This is a genomic window from Rapidithrix thailandica (genome assembly GCF_039710355.1).
GTDB classification, from domain to species: Bacteria; Bacteroidota; Bacteroidia; order Cytophagales; family Flammeovirgaceae; genus Rapidithrix; species Rapidithrix thailandica.
The window spans coordinates 319,386-338,572 of record NZ_JBDKWZ010000007.1 but is presented as its reverse complement, the minus strand read 5'-3'; the positions used below and the strand labels follow the sequence as shown (position 1 = coordinate 338,572).

Annotated in this window: 17 protein-coding genes; 10 read left to right on the top strand and 7 right to left on the bottom strand. The window is 41.0% G+C overall.

The features are described from left to right. Positions 1–257 precede the first annotated feature (257 nt). The 4 genes from AAG747_RS14485 to AAG747_RS14470 all read left to right on the top strand — a co-directional run bounded on the left by AAG747_RS14485 (position 258) and on the right by AAG747_RS14470 (position 4,508). Complete coding sequence (locus AAG747_RS14485; RefSeq protein ID WP_346821897.1) at positions 258–1,529, top strand: gliding motility protein GldB-related protein; 1,272 nt, start codon at positions 258–260, stop codon at positions 1,527–1,529. Between the two features lie 79 nt (positions 1,530–1,608). After that, positions 1,609–2,457 (top strand): DUF350 domain-containing protein, encoded by an 849-nt coding sequence (locus tag AAG747_RS14480; protein WP_346821896.1) that lies wholly within the window; start codon positions 1,609–1,611, stop codon positions 2,455–2,457. Positions 2,458–2,575: 118 nt separating this feature from the next. Continuing rightward, entirely contained in the window at positions 2,576–3,091 is a 516-nt protein-coding gene (locus tag AAG747_RS14475) for a hypothetical protein (RefSeq protein ID WP_346821895.1), read from the top strand. Between the two features lie 196 nt (positions 3,092–3,287). Beyond that, on the top strand, positions 3,288–4,508 hold the full coding sequence (locus tag AAG747_RS14470) for a BaiN/RdsA family NAD(P)/FAD-dependent oxidoreductase (protein ID WP_346821894.1): 1,221 nt from the start codon (positions 3,288–3,290) through the stop codon (positions 4,506–4,508). Between the two features lie 22 nt (positions 4,509–4,530). Here the strand turns inward: AAG747_RS14470 and AAG747_RS14465 are convergent, their stop codons facing one another. Continuing rightward, entirely contained in the window at positions 4,531–5,463 is a 933-nt protein-coding gene (locus AAG747_RS14465; RefSeq protein ID WP_346821893.1) for a cation diffusion facilitator family transporter, read from the bottom strand. A gap of 239 nt (positions 5,464–5,702) precedes the next feature. On the opposite strand from AAG747_RS14465, the gene AAG747_RS14460 reads away from it, so the two are divergent. After that, entirely contained in the window at positions 5,703–6,746 is a 1,044-nt protein-coding gene (locus AAG747_RS14460) for a sensor histidine kinase (protein ID WP_346821892.1), read from the top strand. Positions 6,747–6,841: 95 nt separating this feature from the next. Here AAG747_RS14460 and AAG747_RS14455 read toward each other — a convergent pair whose 3' ends face one another. The 3 genes from AAG747_RS14455 to AAG747_RS14445 all read right to left on the bottom strand — a co-directional run bounded on the left by AAG747_RS14455 (position 6,842) and on the right by AAG747_RS14445 (position 10,912). Continuing rightward, the gene (locus tag AAG747_RS14455; protein WP_346821891.1) at positions 6,842–8,515 is read right to left on the bottom strand and encodes a DUF4836 family protein; all 1,674 of its coding nucleotides are present in this window, start codon (positions 8,513–8,515) and stop codon (positions 6,842–6,844) included. A gap of 85 nt (positions 8,516–8,600) precedes the next feature. Beyond that, entirely contained in the window at positions 8,601–10,376 is a 1,776-nt protein-coding gene (locus tag AAG747_RS14450; protein ID WP_346821890.1) for a DUF4836 family protein, read from the bottom strand. A gap of 8 nt (positions 10,377–10,384) precedes the next feature. Then, on the bottom strand, positions 10,385–10,912 hold the full coding sequence (locus AAG747_RS14445) for a hypothetical protein (protein ID WP_346821889.1): 528 nt from the start codon (positions 10,910–10,912) through the stop codon (positions 10,385–10,387). A 287-nt stretch (positions 10,913–11,199) separates the two neighbouring features. Here AAG747_RS14445 and AAG747_RS14440 point away from each other — a divergent pair, with 287 nt between their 5' ends. Then, entirely contained in the window at positions 11,200–11,745 is a 546-nt protein-coding gene (locus AAG747_RS14440) for a hypothetical protein (protein WP_346821888.1), read from the top strand. 39 nt (positions 11,746–11,784) lie between these two features. Here the strand turns inward: AAG747_RS14440 and AAG747_RS14435 are convergent, their stop codons facing one another. Next, complete coding sequence (locus AAG747_RS14435) at positions 11,785–12,810, bottom strand: ABC transporter ATP-binding protein (RefSeq protein WP_346821887.1); 1,026 nt, start codon at positions 12,808–12,810, stop codon at positions 11,785–11,787. 209 nt (positions 12,811–13,019) lie between these two features. Between AAG747_RS14435 and AAG747_RS14430 the strand changes: the two genes are divergently transcribed. From AAG747_RS14430 to pgeF, 4 genes are all read left to right on the top strand, one after another. Continuing rightward, positions 13,020–13,682, top strand: a complete 663-nt coding sequence (locus AAG747_RS14430) for a hypothetical protein (protein ID WP_346821886.1) — start codon at positions 13,020–13,022, stop codon at positions 13,680–13,682. A 232-nt stretch (positions 13,683–13,914) separates the two neighbouring features. Beyond that, entirely contained in the window at positions 13,915–14,295 is a 381-nt protein-coding gene (locus tag AAG747_RS14425; RefSeq protein WP_346821885.1) for a lipoyl domain-containing protein, read from the top strand. Positions 14,296–14,598: 303 nt separating this feature from the next. Then, entirely contained in the window at positions 14,599–15,471 is an 873-nt protein-coding gene (locus AAG747_RS14420; protein WP_346821884.1) for a lysophospholipid acyltransferase family protein, read from the top strand. A gap of 7 nt (positions 15,472–15,478) precedes the next feature. Further along, positions 15,479–16,294 carry a peptidoglycan editing factor PgeF gene (pgeF, locus tag AAG747_RS14415; protein ID WP_346821883.1) on the top strand — a complete coding sequence of 272 codons (816 nt, stop codon included), beginning with the start codon at positions 15,479–15,481 and terminating at the stop codon, positions 16,292–16,294. Positions 16,295–16,633: 339 nt separating this feature from the next. Here the strand turns inward: pgeF and AAG747_RS14410 are convergent, their stop codons facing one another. Together AAG747_RS14410 and folB are read right to left on the bottom strand one after the other, a co-directional pair. Beyond that, the gene (locus tag AAG747_RS14410; protein ID WP_346821882.1) at positions 16,634–18,442 is read right to left on the bottom strand and encodes a sodium:solute symporter family protein; all 1,809 of its coding nucleotides are present in this window, start codon (positions 18,440–18,442) and stop codon (positions 16,634–16,636) included. A gap of 360 nt (positions 18,443–18,802) precedes the next feature. Continuing rightward, a complete protein-coding gene (gene folB / locus AAG747_RS14405; protein ID WP_346821881.1) occupies positions 18,803–19,168 on the bottom strand; it encodes a dihydroneopterin aldolase in 366 nt (121 codons plus the stop codon). Positions 19,169–19,187 lie beyond the last annotated feature (19 nt).

Below are 19,187 nucleotides of genomic sequence, written 5' to 3'. Positions count from 1 at the left end.
GTATGATGTAATATGTGTGTGTTTTTTTACGGTTTATTCGTAATTTACTGCTACCTGTAAAATTACTTCTGTTGATGTGAAATCCTGTTTCATGAATGTAATGTAGGTATTTGCGCCTGTTTATGGGAAAAATCCGAGTATCAAGCCCATGAGGTGAGTTTATAAAAAAATAAGAGATTTTCCGGAGAGTCACCTTCCCTTCCTATATCTTTGATACCATAGTAAGCCAGAGAAAAACAGTTTAGGATTATAACGATATGAGTAGAATTATTTTAATGAAATATGTTGGGTGGGTATTGCTGTTAACCGGTATACAACCGAGCCTGATGGGGCAGGAGGTAATTCAAGCTGTAACTATAGCCGATTCCAAATACCACTCTCAACATTATGCAGAGGCAGGTATGTTTTATGTGAGGGTTTTTGAACAGGAAAAATATGAAAATCCGCTTTTTTATATAAAGGCAGCACAATGTTATGCCTTGGATCAAAATCTGGACAGTGCCTTTTACTGTTTGCATAAAGGAGGAAAAGCAGGCTTCAGGGATTTGGACTATTTGCACCAGAATGAGGACTTTGAGGCATTGAAAGAGCATCGAAAGTGGAAGAAAGTACTCAAACTCGTGGAAGACAACCGTACGGCCTATCACGATCCTGAAAAAGCGAAGGTCATTACTTCGGACATCCAGCGGTTTTGGAAGTGCTTTGATAAAATTGATGAGCGAAATAGCCGGGATATTTTTGAAAAAGAATACCTGAACCCCGGCTCTTTGGGCTTGAAAGAGTTTTTCCGGACCAGAGTGTTAAGTTTACAAGGCTTTTTGTTTAAAGTAAAAAGTCGTAAAACCTATTTTTCGGACATACGGGAGGCTACCAAGAGTATAAAAAAAATTGATCCGGAAATCAAGCGTAGTTTTCAACGCCTGCATAAGCTTTATCCGGAAGCGGTATTTCCGGATATCTATTTGGTGATCGGGAGTATGACGGCCCGGAGTACGCCTACCTCTGTAGGACTATTGGTGGGAGTAGAGTTATATAGTAAAACGGATAGCACTTCTACGGAAGAACTGAATGCCCGGGAGAAAGCCATTTCCCGTACAGTGGATAAGTTGCCGGCTTTGATTGCGCATGATTTGGTGCATTATCAGCAATCATATGAAGAAGCTCCGACCTTACTGGCTGCCTGTATCAGGGAAGGGGTGGCCGAGTTTATCAGTGTGTTGATTACCGGACAAAATGCCCACGATGAACTCTATCAATACGGCAAAGCCCACGAAAAGGAAATCTGGGACACCTTCTATCGGGAAATGTATGGAAAAAGCTATCAAAAGTGGTTGTTCAATGAAAGTACTGTTGAGGATAAACCTGTAAATCTGGGATTTTGGATTGGATATAAAATATGCGAGAGCTACTATGCAAAAGCTCCTGATAAACAGAAGGCGATTCAAGAAATGCTTCATATTCGCGACTTCCAAGCATTTTTTGATCAAAGTGGCTATGGACACTGGGCAATGAACAGTCAGGCAGAGTAGAGATTTTCTCTGCGCATTTTGATTATTTCAAAATAAAAGTATCTTGAATGAAAATTATTCAGCACCTAAAAGTACAACTATGGAAAGCTTAGCACTATTGGAGAACCTCGCCAGTCCACTTAGCCTATTGGTATTGTATGTTGTGATTTTTTTATTGGCAAAGTGGATTAAAAATTTTTTACTCCCCTATAAACTTGACGAAGAACTTACCGAAAAAGACAACCTGGCCCAAGGTGTGAGTCTGGGAGGGTACTTCATCGGGGTTACGGCGATCTTTGTAGGCGTTGTGGATGGCCCCTCTTATGGCTGGGTATACGATTTGGTAATAACAGCGGCTTATTCATTAGCAGGCATTGTTGTGTTGAATTTCTCCCGCTTGATAAATGATAAATTCGTTTTACGGCATTTTTCAACAACCAAGGAAATCGTTGAAGATAAAAATGTAGGTACGGGTGTGGTAGAATGTGCTTCATACATAGCTTCCGGCTTGGTGATTGCCGGTGCCGTCCATGGAGAAGGTGGCAGTTGGGTGACAGCCCTCGTTTTTTACCTGATCGGGCAAGTTGCCTTAATTCTGTTTAGCTTTTTATATGATTTGGTGACTCCTTATAAGGTTCATGAAGAAATAGAGAAGGACAATGTAGCGGCCGGGTTAGGTTTTGCCGGAGGGCTGATTGCTATTGGAATTATCGTTATGAGGGCCGTCTCCGGTGATTTTGAAAGTTGGGCAGTGAATTTACAAGAGTTAGTATTGGATATCATTTTAGTATTTGTATTCCTGGTTGTGGTACGTTTGGTATTTGACAAATGGATTTTACTAAAAGCCGATTTGAATAAAGAAATCACCCAAGACCGCAATCTGGCTGCCGGTATTTTGGAATTTACCGTAGCCGTTAGTTTTTCCACCGTATTGTTTTTTACCATTTGAGAAAAGAATAAAGCGCAGTGCAACTGCTTTAAGATCAGAGTATATCAATGTGTTTTCTTTACTTTTTAGACAGAAATATGTATTTTCAATATGACTGTCATTCAATACTGATATACTCATGAGTAACTATGCTTTTGTTGAGCGGAACGATGTAGAATACCCCCACACAGCTTTGAAAGAGGTGAGTTTTGAAAATAAATGGCTGTTGATTCGCCCGGACGGTTACATCAAAGTTAAAGGAAGTCACGGGCAGGGGTATGCCTGGGACGGTTGTTCTCCGAAGTATTATTGTTGGGATATTTTACTAGGGACTCCGGATGGCGTGGTAGATTGCGAAACCGGAAAACCAGTCACATATTATGCTTCGTTGGTGCACGATGCCTTGTACCAATTTCGGGAGGGGTATAAAGATAAAATTACTCAGAAAAAGGTGGATGAGTTATTTTTTACCGAATTAAACAAAGCCAACTTTAAACTGGGCTTGTTGTATTACCTTATGGCCCGTCTGTTCGGAGGATTGTACTGGAACGATTATATGAAAAGGAATAAAAAGTTGAAATACATCTATCCGCTGTTGGCGGGGTTTCTTGTCTGGAAAATTTGTAGAAAAGTCACATCTGTATTCTGCCGGTAGTTGTATTCATTGGGTATATTCTCAATAATATGATGAAGAATAATTGATACAATGAATTTTTGAAAGGAAGAGTATGCCCCAACCCCCCTCATTCCTTCAACCTCCTCATTCCTTCAATCCCTCAACCCCTCACTCCTTCCATCCTTGATAAACCAAGTGAATGCTGTACTTTTGCAGAAACCTAAAGTCAGACACGTTGAAAATATTAGTGATAGGAGGGGGAGCAGCAGGCTTTTTTGCTGCCATTAACTGTGCCGAAGCATATCCTCAACATCAAGTAGATCTTTTTGAAAAATCAGGAAAAGTACTTTCCAAAGTCCGTATTTCAGGAGGAGGACGCTGCAATGTGACCCATCATTGCTTTCAAATCTCTACCATGGCCAAAAATTACCCCCGGGGAGAGAAGTTTTTGAAAAAAGCCTTCCACCGGTTTTTTACAAAAGATACCCTTGATTGGTTTGAAAAAAGAAGAGTGAAGTTAAAAGCCGAAGAGGATGGCAGGATGTTTCCGGTGACTGATACTTCCCAAACGATTGTGGATTGCCTTGGTGGAGCGGCCCGTAAAGCGGGTGTACAGGTTGTGTTAGGCATGGCTGTGAGCAAGTTAATACCTTTGGACAATGGCAAGTTTCAAGTGGAGGTTGCAAAGAAGGAAGAAAGGCTCATATATGACAAGGTCATAGTGGCTACGGGAGGTTCTCCCAAATTAGAAGGCTTACAATGGTTGAAGACATTGGGACATCAGATTGAGTCTCCGGTACCGTCTTTATTTACATTCAATATTCCCGATAAAAAACTCACACAACTGTTGGGCATTGCCGTACCGGAAGCTACCGTAAGTATTTCAACTACTCGCTTGAGTGAAACGGGTCCTTTATTGATCACCCATTGGGGGTTAAGTGGCCCGGCCGTGCTAAAACTTTCTGCTTGGGGAGCCCGTGAATTGTATGAGCAACAGTATCAGTTTGCCGCCCGGGTGAGTTGGTTGAGCGGTGTTCATGAAGAAAGTTTACGGGCAGAATGCCAAACCATCAAAGAAGAATACCGGGCCCGTAAAGTCAGTAACCATAACCCTTTTCATTTACCGAAAAGGCTATGGGCTTACCTCCTTGAGAAAAGTGCTATCCCCCAAGAAAAAAAATGGGGAGAACTATCCAAAAAAGAACTTAATCGCCTGATAAACCACTTGATTAACGATACTTACCCCGTAAAGGGCAAAACTACTTTCAAAGAGGAATTTGTCACTTGTGGAGGTGTAAGTTTGAAGGACATCGATGTGAAAACTATGGAAAGTAAGGCTTGCCCGGGCTTGTATTTTGCCGGGGAAGTCTTGAATATCGATGGCATCACCGGAGGGTTTAATTTTCAGGCGGCATGGACTACAGGTTATATAGCCGGGCTTAATGCCGGAAAATAAAGCCATAGCCCATGGAAATGTTTTATGCTTTCACATGTTGTCCGAATTCGTGTGCCCATTTCTTTTCCCGGGTAAAAATGAGATCTACCACTAAGTCCGGATAGGTAGTATGAAGCGATCGATACAAATCTTCCCGAATTTGATCTTGGCGGGACGAGTTTTCCAGGTCCGTCTGCTGTTGGGTGATAATATGAATGTTCAAATAATAAGCTCTGCCTACTTTTGCCATCCGTAGGTATAGTTGATCGGCTGTAATAAAGTGCAGGTGCTTCCTTACCTGCTCCTTAATTTGGTGACTGACTTTTTTGACGGGAGCGGCAAAGAGCAGTTCCCGGCTGTTTTCACGAATGATTTGCCAGGGAATATGCAAAGTAGAGAGGATTAATAAAATCACAATAACCGGGTCTACAAAAGCAAGGTACTCTGCCAATTGATTTTGAAATAAATAAACAAAAATAAAAGCTACGGCTACCCCACTACTAATCAACCCGTCAATGATCCAGTTGTTATAGTCTACTTGCACCATTGAGGAGTCGGATTGTTTGTACATTTTCCGCAAATAAAGGGCTGTGCCAAAGCAACCTGTAGCAGCGATTAGGGCATAATAGATCGCTAATCCCGTTTCGATGGGCCTTCCCCCGCCAATGATGGCAGAGGTAGCAGAATACAAGGCAAACAAGGAAATAAAAGCAATTAATAAACCTTTGGATAAGTTTAAGAGAGGTTCGAAAGAAGCGTATCCGAATTGAAAATGTTCATCGTCAGGCAGGTTCAATAACTTGGCCACCCTCAGGGTAAATAGACCCATAGTAAAACTTACTAATGAAAACAAACCATCTATTAAAATCGCTTCGGAGTCGGTAAGGTAGGCAAAGATGATTCCTAATAAGGCCATAAAAAGAGTGCCTCCGATAGAGACCTTTATGGCCTTTTGTTCTATTTGTTGTTTCGTCATGGTTGTATATAATTGAAACTTAGGTTCAAACTGGATAAAGTGCAAAAGTATCGCATTAGGATTGTTTTGTAGAGACTCAGTTCATGTTAATTTGATTCGGCGATGATATATGTAAAAGTTTTTTTCTTGTTGTAGATCCCTTGTTGACTTAATCTTTTTCTTTCTTTGAAAGACTACCCATTAATTCTTATATTTATTATAGACTAACCTTTTTATTCCTGCTAGAGTCCTCGCATTTTATGAAAGTCGTACCTGAGATAGCGGAGTTACAACGAAGTTTCTTTAATGAAGGTAGTGATATTTTTGCGCTTTATGACCGGAACCTTCACTTGTTGGACATGAACAATGCCGGATTGAAACTTTTCCGTTTTGCCAGGGAGGATATCCTGGGGAAAAGTATTATTGAATTGTCACCGGATGTAGTGGAGTCGGGGAGGTATCAACAGTATCAGGAGGTGATCCGCACGGGAAAACCATTTGTGATAGATGATCTTGTGCCTCATCCTAGTTTGGGAAGTATGCACTTGTTTCTCAAAGCATTTAAGGTAGGAGAAGGCTTGGGGTTAGTGGCTACGGATATTACGCATATGCAAGAAGCCGTGGAAGAGTTGAATACCTTTATGTACAAGGCTTCCCACGATCTTCGAGGGCCTCTTTCTACTTTGATCGGCTTGATCAATCTGATGGAGCCGGAAATAAAAGAACCCGGCCTTGTTCATTATTTTCAAATGGTGTCTTATCAGGCGGAGCGCCTGGATAAAATCATTCATGAACTAATTGAACTTACCCAGATCCGGCAAGTACAAAGCCGGGCTTCTTTAATAGATTTTCCGGTAGTGTTGGAAGAAGTATTGTATTCACTTCAAAAGGTGGAGGGCTTTCAATACATTGCATTCCGGAGAGATATAGAGCTGAAAAGTCATTTTTATACAGACCGTTCATTGCTGGTTTTAGTCTTACAAAATCTTATAGAAAATGCAGTCAAGTACCGTAAAGACAATATCGATTATCCCTTTATTAAAATAATTGCCAAAGAAGAGGGGCATCTGTTGGTTATTCAGATTGAAGACAATGGGATTGGTATTCCGGAAGAGTTCCAAAATGATGTGTTTAAAATGTTTTTCAGAGCTACCGATCGCTCCAAAGGTTCCGGTTTGGGTTTATATACGGTGAAACAAACGATCAAAAAATTGGATGGTAGTATTAGCCTGTATAGCAACCCGCATCAGGGAAGTAAGTTTACCATTTTTCTACCTAATATGTTAACCTCGGTTATGGAATAATACAAAAAGGAGTTTGAATAAAACTAGCTGATAACCCCCGGAGCATATTTACTTGGGGCGTTATCAGCCATGCATATGGAATTTTCTTTTTGGGCTTATTCTACCACTTCTATTACTTCCTCCACTTCTTCCGTGGCATCCGTGGCTACTTCCTCCACGGCATCCGCTACCTTCGACACTGCCTCCATTTCTTCTACAGCATCCACCGGATCCACTATTTCCTCCGGTTGGGAAGAAGGCAAGGATTGAAGAATCGTTTTCAGGCTGTTTTCCTCTTTAGTTGTGAAATTCAATTCAAATTTTCCTTTGATGATGTTTTCTTCTTGAAACGCATAAAATGAAATATCTTCAAGGTTTTTCAACTTTTTAGAAGTTTGTTGATCAATCGTTCTACGGAACATTGGGTCCTCAGCTAGTTTTTTGAAATTTAAAAAGGCCGATACCGGATATTTTGATAACTCTTTCATTTGGTCAGATGAAGAAGTTTGTTCCCCCGAGTCCTCTAAAAAAGCAGGGTTGCTGCTGATAAAAAGACTTGCTTCATTTTGTTGTAAAAGCACAGGGAAGTTCAAGCCCTGTAATTGATAATTTTTAGGTTGGCTTTTTTTCAAGAGCCCAATGTCTGCCAAAGTGTTAAGAAAGTTGGTTAAAGGTGTGCCTGTACCTATTTCCAACAAGAGGTTGGGTTGACGTATCTTTTGTGTTTCTTTGACTTCAATTTTATTGAAATCATCATCATATTCATAACTTACCACTTCCTTGGTTTCTTCCGTACTTTGCAGACAGGCCAATGTCATATTGCCGTTTAAAGCTGAAAAAAAAGTTTCCTGTTCTAAGCCTGTGGCTTTGTTCAACTGCTGAAAATAGGTAGAGTCATACATCTGGGCCATCTCCAGAAGAGCTTCTTTCCGGTAATGAAAATTAAAGAAGCTTACCAATTGTGTATCATCCAAGCGGTTCCATATATCGAGGTTTGGTGAAAGGTCAGTTTTGGCTTTCAATAGTGGTTTTGCTTCCTTGAAGTGTTGTTCAAAATCTAACTTTAGTTGGCCCTCTTCAAAGTGAAACAATAGATTCAAGTAAGCCAAATCGTGTTTTTTTGAATCTATTTGTGTAAGAGTATCAAAGTCAGCCGACTTGGCAAACAGCAAAGCATCCGCCTCCCTTTGTTGTAGTTGAGCAAATTGTGGAAGGTGCATCAATGACTTCTCTACAGAAAGGGTCAACACCTCGTTTGTGCTGTTCTCCAATGAAGCGTGATTCTTTTTCTCCGTACCATTGATGAGTAGCACCTCTTCATTCCATGCTATGGCAAGGGGTACTTTTTCAAAAACAAGCAGTTTGTAATTTTCTTTTAAATAAAGATCATGCGGCACTGTAATTTTTTCTGTGAGGCTTTTCGACAGTTTTTCAACATTACTTACTTTTAATAATATTCCCCATTCCTGAGCCTGTACCCGGGTGTAAATATAACTGTCGGCAAGAAGGTTCAATCCACTATTCATAGGATCGGACAAAGCTTTAAGGATATCTTTCGCGGCCTGTTGGGTTTCCTTTTCTTTAATTAAAGGCAATAGCTTTTGGAGTTTAAGATCCGAAGTGTTTTCAAACAGCATTTTGGCCGCCAAATCCTGAGAGCGAAGAGCCATTACAGCGGATGCATCTTCAGGGAGATAGGTGTTGATTGGGCGCTCTTCTTTACAGCTTGAGAAAAACGTAACAAGTAGTATACACAGGCTTGAAAAATATGTAACGGGTGATCGCTTCATCTTGATTAATGGTTGGTAATGGAAAGTTAAAGTTGCATCAAAGCAATTCAGCCCACAATGGGTATTGCGGGCTGAATCGTATTTTCTATAAATGAAATAAGAAATTCATCAATTGGGTGAGTATTTTTAAGCTGTTTTGCTTATCGTTTTGCAATACAAGTTCGAAATTTGACGTCAACTTATTACCTTCAACTTTCACTCCAACCAAATTCATATTATCGGCTTCTTCCTTGAGTTTATTAATGACCGTTAATTCTTTCGAATTTGCTTTTTCTATTTTCTCAAGGTTTGTAAGGAGTCTGGGAATATCCAAGTAGAGGCTTTGAGCATTTTCCGTCATCAGTTCAGCTCTTTCTTTTTCCAGACGGTATTTCTTTTTCAACCCTTTCTTTAATACCTTTTTGTCTAACAAAGAGGTATTGTTTGTCAGGAGTATGATATCGTCCTGAATAGCCAAATAGAAAGCTATAGGCAATTCTTTCGCTCTGATTTCATAATACAAGCCGTCTTCCGTTGGTTGAAGAATTTTGGTCCGCAATAAAGCTCTTAAGATGATCTCAAAGTTTTCTTTATTGCCAATACCCATAAGCGCGGTAAACTCCGGAATAGCTTCCTTTTTGGTTTTCTTGATTTCTGTGTAGTTAAAGTCCTCATCATACTCATAGGAGGTGTATTCTCTTTCCACTTCCATCATAGCACTTATTGACAACACCAAGTCCCCTTTCATCAGGTTGTATAGTGCTTGTTCATCCAAGAGAAGTCCTAAGATTTCCATACTGGAATGAGCCATAGGGCCATACTCAGGGATGCTTTCTAAGAAAGGCTTGTATATGGTCCATGTCATGTTCACCAGCTTTTCTATATCGATGGCCATAGAGTAAAAGCCAATGAGATTATTTTTATCGATATACTTTAAGTATTCGGGATTGGGTCGTTTATCGTACATCCCTTCGGAAAGTTTAGCCAACTTTTCACTCAGGTATTGTTGTGTCTCAAGGGTGATTTTCCCGTTTTCAAAATTACCGTACATATGAAGGTAGTTGCCCCCCAACAAGGCATTGAGGCTTTCAAAAAGTTTTACTTGATCTATATTTCTCAGCTCTCTTACCTCTTTTAACCCTTGAATCAAATTTAATTGGAATACCTTCCAGTTACCCCATAAGCCTAAGTCAGGAGCTTTATCAATAAAGTTATTGAAATTAGCAGATTCTTTCATTAAGCTTTTCTTTGTCTCGGAAGCCTTCAAATGCTCAAGCCATTGTTTGGACAGCCAAGTGTCTCTTTCTTCTCTTAAAGCGTCAATTTTTTGATCATACTCCGGATCATCGTAGTCTACTTGGCTATAGATAGATTTCTTTTTTAGTGGAACCCCCCCGACAAACAAGGCATATTGCTCATCCCATCTGATTCCCAACGTTTTCGTAGAAAAGTAGCTTGTCTTTTCTTCTTGTGTCGGTGTGATACCATTAAGGAATGTTTGCGAAACAAAATTGTCAAAGTGGGCTTTGTCCGAAATACCAAACAAGAAATTCATGTAGAGCATGCTGTCGTTTGCCTGCATAAAATAGTAATATCCATCTTCCGCGTTGAGTCCGATGGACTGAGGGTCTGAGTAGATAGCTGAAAGCAATGCTTGATTATCGCTTTTGCTGAGTTCTTGCTCAATTTGCTGGATAAACTCCATTTCCATCAGCGACTCCATATCAGCCTTTTGCCGGACTTGCTCTGCGTTAATCGAAAATACTATTAACGCATCTTCGGGAATCTTTTGTGATAAATTTTGACCGTAACCTAAAGAGTAGGAGAATAATAATACTGTCAGTAAAATACTGGCTTTACGCATCAGTTCGAATTTGTACATTATTTTAATTATTGGTTTAGAATGATAGTGTTTTGAATTGTTTTTTGTTCGGATGCTATTTGGTACAGAGAATAGCGGAGCATACTGGCTTTTCCGGTTTTCGATACTTTTGCATCTTGGTTAGACTTACTTTTTATAGATTTAGGAAACCGGTAAATGGCAGTAAATATTGCCTCCTTTAATACATCTTTGTACTTTCCGGGTAATTTTTCAAATTCGGGTTTAGGGTTCAGGGGGAAATTCCGTTCGAAGCGTTGATTTTGAAAGACAAAATGATTTTTCTGAATGTCTGTTTTTTGGGGTGTTTGAATCAACGAGTTTAAGGTTTGATAAATCCCTTCGTCCAGTGCTTTCACATTTGCGAAATTACAAGTGATTTCAAATATATAATTCTCCGTATCCACTTGAGTTTTTGCATTGGAAATGCCCTGCATTTGATTGAGAATCCCTGCGGCTTTTTGTATTTCCGAACGGATACTGCGTTCGTTGGGTACTTTATGCCCGTCTATACTGTCTAAGGCCAATAGGGCCTTCATTTTGCTTTTGCTTTCGCTCAGGTTGAGTGTGAGGGTGTAGACACCACTACCATTTTCATTTAAATTGACTTCTTCTACAATTTGAAAACAACTTGAGCACAAAAAAAGTATACTTACAAAAAAGCAAGCTTTGCTGATAAAACTGTACATAATACAAGAATTCAGTGTGGACAAATACACAAGTAAATTAACCTATGAATATAATTAGACGCGCAATTATACTAATGGTTTTCATTTCTTGCATTTTTTCCTCATGTGGTAAAAAAAAGCAAAGTAAGAGAGAAAACTTGGAAAAGAACAAATCTGAGAGGATAGATATTTCTAAAAAGGCTTCGGAAGTACAAATAAGCCGTATGGGCAAGGCTTTACAAGGGGCTACCGTAGAAGCAAGATTAAATGCACTTTCGCAATTATTTGGGGAAGGGGATTTTTTAGTGCCCTATTCTGTATTCTTGCTGACAGGGGTTTCACCTTTTGCAAAACCGGAAGAGCCTCAGGATGTGGCCATTCAAAGATCTGTAATAGGAAAACTAGCGCGTATCTATAAATCCGGGGAGGGGTTTGTGATCCGGTTTCAAAAGCCTCACGAAGTTGTGACGGTACTTTTGCCGATTTTTAGAAAGAACGGGAATAAACGGGAAGTACAAGGCTCACTGGATTTGGAAATAGAAAATTTTTCCAAGATAGAACTCTTCCCTTCTGACAAAGGGGTAAAAGTGAAATTTGAAGGGATTAAAGTAGGCAAAGGTTGGTTGAAATTACCCTTGCCTTCTCTGGTGATCAAAGGAGATTGGGGCCATTTGATGGGGTTTAAATTTTACTTGGCCAGATGATAACTCTTATCCGTTGGTGAAGCCCGGTTTTGTAATTATTCACTTCTTTTTTGTAAAATAATGTAGGCTCTTCAAATCAAAGCGGATAGGCACTTGTTCCCCAAGGCTAAGGTTGATATTTGTACTGTTAACCCGCAATGAAAAGTCTTTACTCAGTTGTATTTGCACCTGAGTATATGCGCCCAAGTATTCCAAGCGCTTCACAATACCCGTCAGCAAAGCATCTCCCTCCGGGCAGATTTCGATTTCCTCTGCCCGTAAAAATGCCTCCTGGCCGTTTTGCGGAAGTACATCGACTGCTTGAGGTAATAATGCTGACAATGCGTTGATGGAAAATACATTGCTATTGGGAAAAAAGCGGGCTACGTATGGAGTGGCCGGATATTGATAAAGGGTTTGTGGGGTGGCTACTTGTACCAACTCCCCCTTTTTCATAATAATAATTTTATCAGAAAGCGACAGAGCATCCATCACATCATGGGTTACAAACACAGCTGCCGTACCCGTTTGGTGTACCAGGTCAGCGATCTGGTGTTTTAACCGGTTTTTCAACAAGGCGTCCAGATTGCTGAAGGGTTCGTCCATTAGAAGTAACTGCGGAGAGTTGGCCATTGCCCGGGCCAAGGCAATGCGTTGTTGCTCTCCTCCCGAAAGCTCCCGGGGGTATTTCTTCTCCGCGCCCAGAAGTCCGCACATGTCCAAGAGTTCCTGAATGCGCTCTTCCTGATACCACTTTTGATAACGTCTGAGAAAGTAAGAGATATTTTGGAAAACCGTTTGGTTGGGAAACAGGTCAAAATCCTGAAAAACCATTTCAATGCCGGGATGTCCCGGAAGCAGGTTTTGAGAAGGACCGGTCACTTTTTTGCCTTGGAAAAGCACTTGCCCTTCGTCCGCATCTTCTTTGCCATCAATAAGTTTCAGCAAGCTGGTCTTGCCACATCCGCTTTCACCCACCAAAGAGACAAATTCGCCTTTTTGCAAAGTAAAAGACACTGCGTTTACAGCTTTGCTGTCTTGATTAGGATATTTTTTTGTAACTTGTTGTACTTCCAGTAAGCTCATGGGGTTCTGTTTGCTGCAAAAATAGAATTATTCTTAATTATTCATGATATATACCCCATGAGTATCCATGTGGCAGAAGAACCAATGCATAAAATTGATACGGAAGGGCGCTTCGCCTACGATCAAGTTTATGTGTCGCTTCAACAAGGCGATGAACCCGATACACTATTCTCTTTGCTATGGACATTTACTTTAAAATTATCCCACCTATGGAAACTAAATATTTGGCTTACAGGCGATTTCATACGCAAGATGAAACCGAGGATGTAGTGGCAATTTTAAAAAAACATAAAATCCCCTATCAAATCAGTGATGAATCGCCAACTTTTGACATTACCTTTTTGCCGGATAACAGGCTTCAAAAAGAATATCAAATCAAACTCAAAAAAGAAGATTTTGAAAAGGTAAACGAGCTTTTAAAAAACGAAGCCCATATCAATTTGGAGGAAGTGCCAAAAGATTATTATTTGTTTCAGTTTTCGGATGATGAATTATGGGGGCTATTGCATAAACCTGACGAATGGAGTGCGTATGATTATCAAATCGCCTGGAAAGTATTACAAAGCCGGGGACACACTATCAGTGAAGAATTATTGGAACAGTTCAAACAGGAAAGGGTAAAAACCTTGGCACAACCCACTCGCGGACAAAGAAGCTGGATTGTAGCAGGGTATATTTTTAGCGTGTTAGGCGGAGTGGTCGGTTTGTTTATCGGTTGGCATTTAATGGTGTTCAAAAGAACATTACCAGATGGCAGACGGGTGTATGGTTACTCTGAGAAAAACCGGAAACATGGACGCACAATCTTTATTCTTTCGCTAATTATCGGATCTCTTTGGTTTTTAGCGGCAGTCGGCAACTCTTTCTTTTAAATTTGAGGAATAGTACACAGTGAAATACCTTGTGAATGCCTATGAATAGTAATGTATATTTATTGAAGTGAATTAACCTTTTTCTTTTTCCTGAAAAATGTTTCAAAAACGCCTCCTCTGTGTTACTTTTTTCAACAATAGCTTTGGCCATAGTGCCTTGATGAACCGATTTTGATTCCATGTTCGGTCAAAAACTATACGTGTAAACCTCTTCATTCCTAAAATAAGTACGATGTTTAAAAAACTAAAAGAATTGTTGTGGAAACAGCCTGGAAAAATTCCAACCCAATCAACAAGGGAGCCTGAGTGGTATTCCAATGAAAAAATCAATGCTTTGATGGAAACGGAACCGGGAATTGAAGCCGTAAAGGTGCCGGCACTAAACCCCGAAATGAAATATGTCATTTTGCAAAAATGGTATATCAAAGAGGGACAAAAGGTCGCTCAAGGAGAAGTCATTGCCGATCTGGAAACCGACAAAGCTGTCTTTGAAATAACAACGGAAACAGAAGGCTATATTTATGCTTTAGCGCCATCCGGAAAGCGAATCCATGTTGAAACCTTACTGGCAATTATTTCACAAAAACCATTGGATAGGAAAAAGTGGGCATGAATAGTTGAGATAGCTACTTAACTGTAAGAATATTTAAGGGGTCGCCAAAAAATAACCCTTCTGATGGCCTTTCCCAAAGGCCCTGGGGATTTAGGCAATAGACAATTCTGCTTCCTAAGAAAAATATCTCTAAATTTGCCCCGGCCAAAAGAAGAGCGAATCCATGGTGTCGTTTGGATACCTTTGGTAAAGCGACCCTTACTTTTGTGATTCGTATGCTCTCGTTGAACAGTTTGAGAAAATTCCTTTCGGCTAATTTGAACCATAGCGGGTAGATGTTAAAGAAAGCTATTAAATAGATCTATGTTTTTTTTGAAAGTATTGTCGCGGTTGCCATTACCAATTTTATACATTATTGGAGACTTCCTGTTTTTTATAGCGTATTATGTATTGAAATACCGTAGAGATGTGGTGGCTAAAAATTTAAAAGATTCCTTTCCGGAAAAGTCGCCCAAAGAGCTGGCACAAATAGAAAAAGAGTATTACAGGTACCTGTCAGATTTTCTCATCGAGATGATCAAGGAAATCACCTTTAGCAAAAAAGAGCTGCAAAAACGCTTTGTATGGAAACCTTGTGACGATTTAAAGCGGGTGATGGATGCCGGGGATTCGGTGATCTTGTTGGCTGCTCATTATATAAATTGGGAGTGGGGATTACTTTCCTTGAGTGTCAACCTGCCCTTTCCTTTAACCGTGATTTATCAAAAGCTGAGTAATAAAACCTTTGATAAGTTGGTGCTGGATATGCGAACCCGCTTCGGAGGGGAAGCCGTAGAAAAAGATACCTCCATGATGTCTATGTTACGATCTGCCAGAAAGCAGCGGGCTATTGTGATTAATGCGGACCAGTTACCCCAAAGAAGTGCGAAATCGGAACGGTACTGGAAAGATTTTTTACACCGGGAAACGGCCTTTTTTACCGGAGCCGACCGGATGGCCAAAATTTTAAAAACCCCTGTTTTTTTCTTGAATATCAAACGAACCCAAAGGGGGTATTACGAGATGCGTTCGGAGTTGTTAGCCGAACCTCCGTATACCAAAACCACTACGGTAATCATGGATAAATATGTGGAAGCTACCGAGCGGCAAATTTTAAGAGATCCCTCTCCTTGGTTATGGTCGCATAAGCGTTGGAAATATACCCGGGAGGAAGTAGAACCCGTGGATAATAACTGATAAATTTATGTACCGGAAAGAAATAGGGCAATTACCTCTTTATAGTTTCGAAAACCTCTCGGCCTTTCAAGGACTGAAACATTATGTCTCTACCCGGAAGGGTGGTTTTAGCAATGAGGGTACCTTCGGAAGTTTGAACCTGAGTTATAATTCCGGAGATGATCGTGAAACGGTAACTGCCAACCGGAAGAAGTTAACCCATGCTCTCGGAATCCCTTTAAGCCGCTTGATTGTTCCTAGACAAATGCATACGGATACGATTGCTTTGGTCAATGAAGAAGTATTACAGACATATGTACCGAACCATAGCTTGGAGGCTACGGACGGCTTGCTTACCAATCTTCCGGGGATCTGCTTGTCTGTGTTTTCAGCAGATTGTGTTCCCGTCTTGTTTTACGATCCGGTCAAGAGGGTGGTAGCCGCTGTACATGCCGGGTGGCGGGGTACAGTGCAGTTGATTGCCCAAAAAATGATCGGTCAAATGCAGTTGCATTTTGGTTGCCAGGCATCGGATATCCGGGTAGGTATAGGGCCCTCCATCTGTCAAGGGGTATATCAGGTAGGGCCGGAAGTCATTGAAGAAGTGAGAAATGCCTTGGGTACATGGGAGGGTTTGGTCAATCGAGTGGATCAAGAGGGTAAGGGATATTTGAATTTGTGGGAAGCGAATCGTTTACAACTGTTACAAGCCGGGGTGTTGCCAGAGCATATTGAAGTAGCTGAGATTTGTACATTTACACAATACCAAACATTTTTTTCTGCCCGGAAGCTGGGCATTCGAAGCGGGCGGTTTGCTGCCGGAGTTATGTTGGTAAATGAGTAAGTAGCGTAATATCCTGAATGCCCCAAGCCTGGTGGATGGAAAACCTCAGTATTTGCACTTGACAGAATATTCAAAAAAGCCTTCCGGAGCCCATGTTCCGGAAGGCTTTTTTGAATATATGATTCTTTTTATCTCTTTCATTGAAACACAATAGAATCCCTGCCTTCCGGTGTGTAGAGTGTGGCAGAGTATTATTGAGGACTCGGTAATTCATGAGGAAACAAAGGTCGCTTTCATCAAAAGATTTGCAAGAATTTCAACTGAAAAACCGGTATAAAAAAAGCCGCAGGTGAAAAGGTTTCCTGCGGCCCATAGTGTACTTATTTTAGGAATAATGGATTAATTCATTCGTAATTTTTTCAAATTTCCAAATAAAAGGAAGGTAGAGACTATTGCCACTGCGCCTAAGCCCAAGCCGGGATAAATATTTCCATAGACAAAGTTACCGATAGAGAAAAGGGAAGAATAGATGGCGGCACAACCTAAGAATACCAGCAAAATTTGCAAAGGCATTTCCCAGGCTTTTCCTTTTTCACTTCCTTCAATATCCAAACCTTCTGCTTTGGCCTCTTCAATGACTCTTTTCCAACCAGGTCCGCCAGGGTGACACACCTTGTAGAATTTACGCAATACCTCTTTATCCTCCGGTTTGGTGAGTAAGGCTGTTAATATCCAAGAAACCGTTACTACGGCTACAGTGATCAACAACTTCACGGTAAAACCATCCAAGACTGCGGTGGCCATTTCTTCATCTTCAATGCCTAATACCAACAAGAACGCCACTACGGTAGCGACAATCATGGCGACAATTTCGGTAAGAGCGTTGATTCTCCACCAGAACCATCTTAATAGGTAGATAGCTCCGGAGCCCGCACCGGATAATAATAGGATATTAAATGCCTGGGTGGCATTGTCCAGAATGGTGAGGGAAAGAGTACCGGCAAATACCATCAGAACGACAGTCGTGATCCGGCCCATGTTCACCAATTCTTTTTCGGAACTCTTTTGATTGATAAACCTTCTGTAAAAATCATTGACAAAATACGAAGATCCCCAGTTGAGGTGAGTACCGATGGTGGACATATAAGCGGCAATGATAGAGGCTACTACCAAACCTAACCATCCGGAACCTAACTTGGAGAGCATTACCGGGTAAGCAATATCATCTTTTAAGTATTCTTCTGCAATGTTAGGGAATTCAGCTTTGATGGAATCCAGGTCGGGATAGATAATCATTGAAGCCAAGGCTACGATGATCCACGGCCATGGTCTTAATGCATAGTGAGCAAAGTTAAAGAGTAAAGTGGCTCCGATCGCGTTCTTTTCATCCTTGGCCGAAAGCATCCTTTGAGCAATATATCCTCCCCCGCCAGGTTCGGCACCAGGGTACCATACAGACCACCATTGAACGGCTACAGGAATAATCAATAAAGGGATATATACGGAAGGGTTCCCGAAATCCGGGATAACATCCAGGCTGGCTTTTACCTTTTCATGTTCCAAGAGTGCCGTTAAACTTCCGATTTCCGGTTGGCTTATGGCTACATAGGCTGCGTACACCGCACCGAACATCGCAATGCCGTACTGAAAGAAATCGGCCCAGATCACACCTTTGATTCCTCCCAGCGCTGCATAGATCACGACCACAATAGAAGCGCCTACTACAACTACCCAAGGGGGAAGTCCCAACATCACGCCACCTATTTTAATAGCTGCCAGGGTCACGGTTCCCATAATCAGGCAGTTAAAAAAGATACCCAAATAAATCGCCCGGAAGCCTCTGAGGAAAGAAGCGAGTTTTCCTCCGTAGCGAAGTTCGTAAAATTCCAGGTCTGTCATAACATTCGACCTTCTCCACAAACGGGCATAAATAAATACGGTCACCATACCGGTGATCAGAAAGGCCCACCAGGCCCAGTTTTTGGCGACCCCGTTTTCCCGTACCATACCTGTTACCAGGTTAGGTGTGTCGGCTGAGAACGTACAAGCTACCATCGAAATACCCAATAGCCACCAAGGCATGCCCCGGCCTCCTAAAAAATATTCGGAGGTATCTTTTCCTGCGGTTTTGGATGCAATCCATCCAATACTCAGCACAATCACGAAGAAGATACCAATGATCGTCCAGTCGATTGCTTCTAAAATCATAATTACTATTTTATTGTAAGCTTTAGGAATGTGAAATTTTGAGCCTGAAGATATAACATAAATCCTAATATAGGGCAACGGGAGAAGGGTAAAATCAAAGAAGGCTTTGTAAGTATTTGATAGACAAGATTTTAATTTTTAAATTTATTAAAATTAAATTAATTCCTTGTTAAATTTTCAATATTCTTCAGGTTTTGTTGCGATGTTTATAATGCAAACCCAAAGGAATTGCAAGGGTCCTAGGGGTAAACCTGCAATCATATTGCAGGTTTTTGCAGGGTTTGCAGTGTTACGTCCTTTTTCTACTTGGAAGAAGCTTGGCAAATGACCCTGATGAAGCCGGCATTCAGTCTCCGAAATTCACCGGGATTGCCCCATGGTTACTTCTACATGGTGAGTGACGCCCCCGAGGGGAGGGTTCATTTTTTTGACGGTCACTTCTGCTTTGTGAATTTTGGGCAGTTCGTGCAACACTCCCTTTAGAATACGACTGGCTAACGTTTCCAATAACATGGTGGGTGTGCTCATTACTTTACTGATAATACGGTGGATCTCCTCATAATTTACCGTATAGTCCAAGTGGTTGTCTTCTTCAAAGACGGTAATATCTCCTACGGCCGCCCATACGGTCATATCCACTTCAAAGCGGTTGCCCATTTTCCGCTCTTCTTCATAAAAGCCGTGGTAGGCATAAAACTCTAATCCTTTTAAAGCTATCTTAATCATGTCTTTCTCAGGTTATGCA

Bases quoted from the DNA above. Each gene is read 5' to 3' on its own strand.
- AAG747_RS14465 (WP_346821893.1), bottom strand. From the start codon at position 5,463: ATGACGAAACAACAAATAGAACAAAAGGCCATAAAGGTCTCTATCGGA.
- AAG747_RS14480 (WP_346821896.1), top strand. From the start codon at position 1,609: ATGGAAAGCTTAGCACTATTGGAGAACCTCGCCAGTCCACTTAGCCTA.
- AAG747_RS14450 (WP_346821890.1), bottom strand. From the start codon at position 10,376: ATGTACAAATTCGAACTGATGCGTAAAGCCAGTATTTTACTGACAGTA.
- AAG747_RS14435 (WP_346821887.1), bottom strand. From the start codon at position 12,810: ATGAGCTTACTGGAAGTACAACAAGTTACAAAAAAATATCCTAATCAA.
- AAG747_RS14430 (WP_346821886.1), top strand. From the start codon at position 13,020: ATGGAAACTAAATATTTGGCTTACAGGCGATTTCATACGCAAGATGAA.
- AAG747_RS14455 (WP_346821891.1), bottom strand. From the start codon at position 8,515: ATGAAGCGATCACCCGTTACATATTTTTCAAGCCTGTGTATACTACTT.
- AAG747_RS14445 (WP_346821889.1), bottom strand. From the start codon at position 10,912: ATGAAGGCCCTATTGGCCTTAGACAGTATAGACGGGCATAAAGTACCC.
- AAG747_RS14475 (WP_346821895.1), top strand. From the start codon at position 2,576: ATGAGTAACTATGCTTTTGTTGAGCGGAACGATGTAGAATACCCCCAC.
- AAG747_RS14425 (WP_346821885.1), top strand. From the start codon at position 13,915: ATGTTTAAAAAACTAAAAGAATTGTTGTGGAAACAGCCTGGAAAAATT.
- AAG747_RS14420 (WP_346821884.1), top strand. From the start codon at position 14,599: ATGTTTTTTTTGAAAGTATTGTCGCGGTTGCCATTACCAATTTTATAC.
- pgeF (WP_346821883.1), top strand. From the start codon at position 15,479: ATGTACCGGAAAGAAATAGGGCAATTACCTCTTTATAGTTTCGAAAAC.
- AAG747_RS14460 (WP_346821892.1), top strand. From the start codon at position 5,703: ATGAAAGTCGTACCTGAGATAGCGGAGTTACAACGAAGTTTCTTTAAT.
- AAG747_RS14485 (WP_346821897.1), top strand. From the start codon at position 258: ATGAGTAGAATTATTTTAATGAAATATGTTGGGTGGGTATTGCTGTTA.
- AAG747_RS14410 (WP_346821882.1), bottom strand. From the start codon at position 18,442: ATGATTTTAGAAGCAATCGACTGGACGATCATTGGTATCTTCTTCGTG.
- folB (WP_346821881.1), bottom strand. From the start codon at position 19,168: ATGATTAAGATAGCTTTAAAAGGATTAGAGTTTTATGCCTACCACGGC.